Origin of the sequence: Micromonospora sp. S4605 (assembly GCF_003176715.1) — a bacterium.
Taxonomy (GTDB): domain Bacteria; phylum Actinomycetota; class Actinomycetes; order Mycobacteriales; family Micromonosporaceae; genus Micromonospora; species Micromonospora echinaurantiaca.
Window position 1 is genome coordinate 1 of sequence record NZ_QGSW01000433.1, and the last position, 4898, is coordinate 4898.

At 73.4% G+C, this 4898-nt stretch carries 3 protein-coding genes; 1 reads left to right on the top strand and 2 read right to left on the bottom strand.

All coding sequences use genetic code 11. The features are described 5' to 3' along the window. Positions 1-299 precede the first annotated feature (299 nt). Both DLJ47_RS33350 and DLJ47_RS33355 read right to left on the bottom strand, forming a co-directional pair. The gene (locus DLJ47_RS33350; RefSeq protein WP_109906093.1) at positions 300-2027 is read right to left on the bottom strand and encodes a bifunctional metallophosphatase/5'-nucleotidase; all 1728 of its coding nucleotides are present in this window, start codon (positions 2025-2027) and stop codon (positions 300-302) included. A gap of 364 nt (positions 2028-2391) precedes the next feature. Continuing rightward, the gene (locus tag DLJ47_RS33355; protein ID WP_109906095.1) at positions 2392-3171 is read right to left on the bottom strand and encodes a phosphodiesterase; all 780 of its coding nucleotides are present in this window, start codon (positions 3169-3171) and stop codon (positions 2392-2394) included. Between the two features lie 213 nt (positions 3172-3384). On the opposite strand from DLJ47_RS33355, the gene DLJ47_RS33360 reads away from it, so the two are divergent. Next, positions 3385-4806: a GGDEF domain-containing protein gene (locus tag DLJ47_RS33360; RefSeq protein WP_109906097.1), complete on the top strand. Its 1422-nt coding sequence runs from the start codon at positions 3385-3387 to the stop codon at positions 4804-4806. Positions 4807-4898: the final 92 nt, after the last annotated feature.

A 4898-nucleotide genomic window follows, 5' to 3' on the forward strand; every position in this document is an offset into this window, starting at 1 on the left:
CGCCTGACCCGCCCCCGAGCCACCCGAGGCCCTGACGGAGCCCCGCCGGGTCGCTAGGAAGCTGGTGCTACATCGTGGATGTAGTGGCCTCGACGCGGCTTCGAGGCCACTACATCCAGGAACGAGCGCGATCTTCGCGCTCGCAGCCGGCCATCCGCGTGCCCGCGGCCGGTCATCCTCGGGCCCGCGGCCTTTCGTCCCTCACGGTCGTCTTTGCGCCTGCGGTTCGGTACGTCGATCTGAACGGGTCGGGCCCCGGAGCACGTCGCTCCGGGGCCCGATCCGCGCGGGTGCTGCCGTCAGGCGGCGGCGACCTCGGCGGTGGTGCGGATGCGGTCCAGCGCCGGGGCCGAGACCGGGGACTCCGCGGTCAGGTAGGCCACGAAGGCGTCCAGGTCGATCATGCCGGTGACCAGGTTCGTGCCGCCGGTGAGGACGCTGAAGCCGTCACCGCCGCCGGCCAGGAAGTTGTTCACCGTGACCCGGTAGGTGCTGGCGGTGTCGACCGCCACCCCGCCGAAGGTCAGGCTGCCTCGGACCACCCGGCTGCCGGCGCACGGGTCCGTGCTGGGGCCGGTGGTGCCGTTCAGGTCGACGACGTAGCGCACGGTCGACGACGGGTAGAGGATGCGACCGGTGACGAACTGCTGCTCCAGCAGGCAGTACAGCTGCGCGCCGGTGAGGTCGAGGGTCACCAGGTTGTTGGCGAACGGCTGCACCGTGAACGCCTCCTCGTAGGTGACCGGGCCGGCGCCCAGGTCGGCGCGAACGCCGCCCGGGTTCATGAACGCGGCGACCGCGCCCTGCTCGTCGTCGGTGGCGGCGAGCTGCGCGTCCGCGATCAGGTTGCCCAACGGGGACTCACCGCAGCTGGCGGGGACCTGCGGGCTGCACGTGGCGAGCAGGTTCTCCTGCGTCTTGGTGATCGCCGTGGTGGTCTCGCCGACGACGCGGCCGGCGACCGGGCCGAGCACCTCCTTGTACCGGTTGATCAGCGTGGTCTGGTCCCGGTCCGGGTCGACGTCCCGGGTGACCACCACGTTCTCGGCGGTGGCGGTGAGCACGTCACCGGTACGGCGGTCGATCTTCAGGTCGATGTCGGTGACCAGGCGCCCGAACGAGCTGGCGCTGGTGACCAGCTTGTCGTTGATGTTGCAGTTGTATGCCTGGTGGGTGTGCCCGCTGACCACCACGTCGATCGACGGGTCCATCCGGTTGGCGATGTCGACGATCGGGCCGGTCATCCCGACACAGTCGTTGATGCCACCGGTCGCGGCCTGGGTGCCGCCCTCGTGCAGCAGCACCACGATCGCCTCGACGCCCTTGCGGCGCAGCTCGCGGGCGTACCGGTTGGCGGTGTCCGCCTCGTCGGCGAAGCTCAGCCCGGCGACACCCTCCTGGCTGACGATCTGCGGGGTGCCCTCCAGCGTCATGCCGATGAAGCCGACCTTGACGCCCTGCACCTTGTGGATCGCGTACGGGGGCAGCAGCGGCCGGTTGGTCGCCGTCGTGAACGCGTTGGCCGACAGGTACTGGAAGCCGGCGCCCTCGTATGGGGTGCCGTCGGCGCAGCCGTCGACCGGGTGGCAACCACCGTTCTGGATGCGCAGCAGCTCGGCGGCGCCCTCGTCGAACTCGTGGTTGCCGACGCTGGCGTAGTCCAGCCCGGCCATCGACAGCGCCTCGATCGTCGGCTCGTCGTGGAACGCCGCGGAGAGCAGCGGGGACGCGCCGATCAGGTCGCCGGCGGCAACCGTGATGGTGTTCTTCTTCTTGGCGGCCGCGCGCAGCTCGGCCAGGTGGGTGGCGAGGTACTCGACGCCGCCCGCCGGCTGCCCGGCGATGGAGCCGCTGGAGCCGCTCGGCGGTTCGAGGTTGCCGTGGAAGTCGTTCAGGGCGAGCAGGGTGACGTCGACCGGCTTGGGTCCGGCGTCCGCCTGGTCGGGGGTTGTGGCGACCGCGCCGAACGCGGTCACGGCGAGCGCGGTCAGGCCGATGGCGGCCCTACGCATCCCGGGGATGGACATGGAACTCCTCATGGGATACCGGCGCGGCGGGCACCCGATCGGTGGTTCGCGTCGGGCCCCGGCCCCGCCGTCGGCAGGGTTCGATCGCGGGTGGCAGCGGTGGGGGCCGCCGCCCCGCCGGGGACAGCCTCTCATCCGAGCCGCGAACGGTCGACCTGGGCAGCACACCAGAGCTGCGACAATCGCCGGTGACCCGGCCGGGACGACCGGGCGATTAGGACATGACGGTCAGGTGACGAGCACCAGGCCGGATCCTCGGCGGGCCGGCCTGGAAATCGGACCGGACGGCGGACCAGGCCGAGGACGTCCCGATGAGCGGCACCGGCCGGGCGGTGGAGACGGCCGGTCGACCGACGACACCCGATCAGTAGGTGCAGGTCAGGCCGGCGGCGTGGCTGACCTCGACGGTGTGGGTCACGCAGCCGCCGCCGACCACCCGGTGCAGCAGGAAGCCGGTGGGCTCGGCGACCCAGCCGATCGGCTCGTCGGGGCTCATGGTGAGCGACGCCTGCCGCCAGGTGCTGGGCGCGGTGGTGAGCACGGTACCGGCGAAGGCGGCCGTTACCGGCCGGTGCAGGTGGCCGGCGAGCACCCGGACCACGTGCGGGTGCCGGCCGATCACCTCGGCGAGGGCGTCACCGTCGGTGAGCCGGACGGCGTCGGCGGCGGGCAGCCCGACGTCGATCGGCGGGTGGTGCAGGCAGACCAGGGCGGGCGCGTCGGGCCGGCCGGCGAGCACCCCCTCCAGCCAGCCGAGCTGCTCCTCACCCAGCCGCCCGCCGCCCGACCCCGGCACCAGCGAGTCCAGCACCACGATGGTCACGTCCGGGTGGTCGACGTGGTAGTAGGCGGAGAAGCCCCCGCCCAGCAGGGGCGTACCGCCGAAGGTGTCGAGCAGCGACTCCCGGTCGTCGTGGTTGCCGGCGACCAGGTGCACCGGCAGCGGGAAGCGCCCGATCACCTCGCGCAGCGTGACGTACTCGTCGGTGCGGCCGTGGTCGACGAGGTCGCCGGTGATCACCACGCAGTCCGGCCGGGGACGCAACGCCAGCACCCGGCCGAGCGCGCGGTGCAGCCCGGCGGCCGGCTCGGCGCCGAGCACACCGGTGGTCAGGTGCGGATCACTGAGCTGGGCGATGAGCATCGTGCCTCCACTCGACCGGTACCCCCACGCTATCGTCGCGGCCCGCGCGGCGCGGGCGGCCCAGCCCACAGCCAGCATCCACAGCCTGTGGATAGCACATGTGTACGAAGCCGTTCGCCCAGCTCAGCGAAGGGCGGATCGGCTCCGCGCTGAGTACCCTTGATCGCGCCTCCCGGCCCCGGGCCGAGCACCCCTACCTGGAACGACGTGCGAATGGATCACCAGCGAGTCATCCGTGACGTCACGGTCCGCCTCCCCATGGCGTCGACCGCCGTCGAGGCGTGCCAGTGGACCGTCACCGCGCTGGCCCGCTACGCGCCGGCCACCATCTCGGTGCTGTTGCAGGTGCACGACCGGCTCCGCTGCGTCGCGGCCACCGGGTCCTGGCAGGTCTTCTCGACCGTCCCGCCGCGGACCGGGATCGTCGGCCGGGTGTACGAGTCCGGCGTGACCGCCGTCGTCCCGGACGTCGCCGCCGACCCCGACTACCTGCCGGTACGCCCCGACGTCACGGCCGAGGTGTGCGTACCGGTGCTGGACCCGGCGGGCCGCCCGATCGGCGTGCTCGACCTGCAGTGGTGCGACCCGGTGGAGCTGGCCCCGTGGCGGGAGACCGCCGAGCGGCTGGCCGCCCGGCTCGGTGCCCGGATCGTGGCGCTCGGCGGGCCACCGGCGGAGAGCCGTAGCGAGAAGCTGCTTCGGCACGCCGCCGCGCTGACCTCGGCGCCGACCGAGTGGGACGTGCTGAGTGCCGCCGTCACCGCGGCCCGGGACGTGTCGACGCTGCCCGCCGCCGTACTGGTGCTGGCCGGTCCCGCCGGACCCCGACTCGACCCGCCGACCGGCGGCCCGGGCGAGTTGGAGGCGCGGATCCGGGCCGAGCTGGCCGAGGCCGGGCCGGCGGCGCTGGGCCAGATGGTCAGCCGTGCCCACCGCTACGGCGCCGGCTACACCCTCGGCGAACCGGGGCACCCGCCGGTCGCCGACCACGAACCCCTGGTCCGGGCGGGCGTACGCACCCTGATCGTGGTGCCGGTCGGCCCGGCCGGCGAGGGCGGCGCACTGCTGGTCGCCGACGAGCGTCTGCTCCGCCCCGACCCGACCACGGTGAACCTGGTGGAGCTGCTCGCCGGGCAGGCGTGGAGCTGCCTGGACCGGCTGCGCACCCTCGCCCGGCTACGCGAGCAGGCCAGCTCCGACCCGCTCACCGGGCTGCGGCACACCGGGCCGTTCGGCCAGCGGATCGCGGCGGCCACCCCGGGCCGCACGGCCCTGCTGGCGATCGACGTGGACGGCTTCAAGACCGTCAACGACACGTACGGCCACCAGGCGGGCGACCGGGTGCTGGTCGGCCTGGCCCGGGCGCTGGAGGGGGCGCTGCGCCAGGGCGACGAGCTCTACCGGATCGGCGGCGACGAGTTCGTCGCGGTGATCGAGGTGAACCGGCCCGAGGAGGCGGTCCGGATCGCCGAACGGCTCACCGAGGCGGCCCGGCGTACCGGGCGGACGATCAGCGTCGGTGTCGCCCTGCCCCGTCCCGGCGAGTCCCCGGAGCTCACCCTCCGCCGCGCGGACCAGGCCCTCTACGCCGTCAAGCGGCACGGCCGCGACGGCGTCCACCTCGCCGCCGCCTGACCCCCGCTCCGCACCCCGCGCGGCCGCCCGCGCACGTTCAGAGAACGAGTGGCCACCAGGCGCCGGACAGGCACTCTTTCTCTGAACGTGCG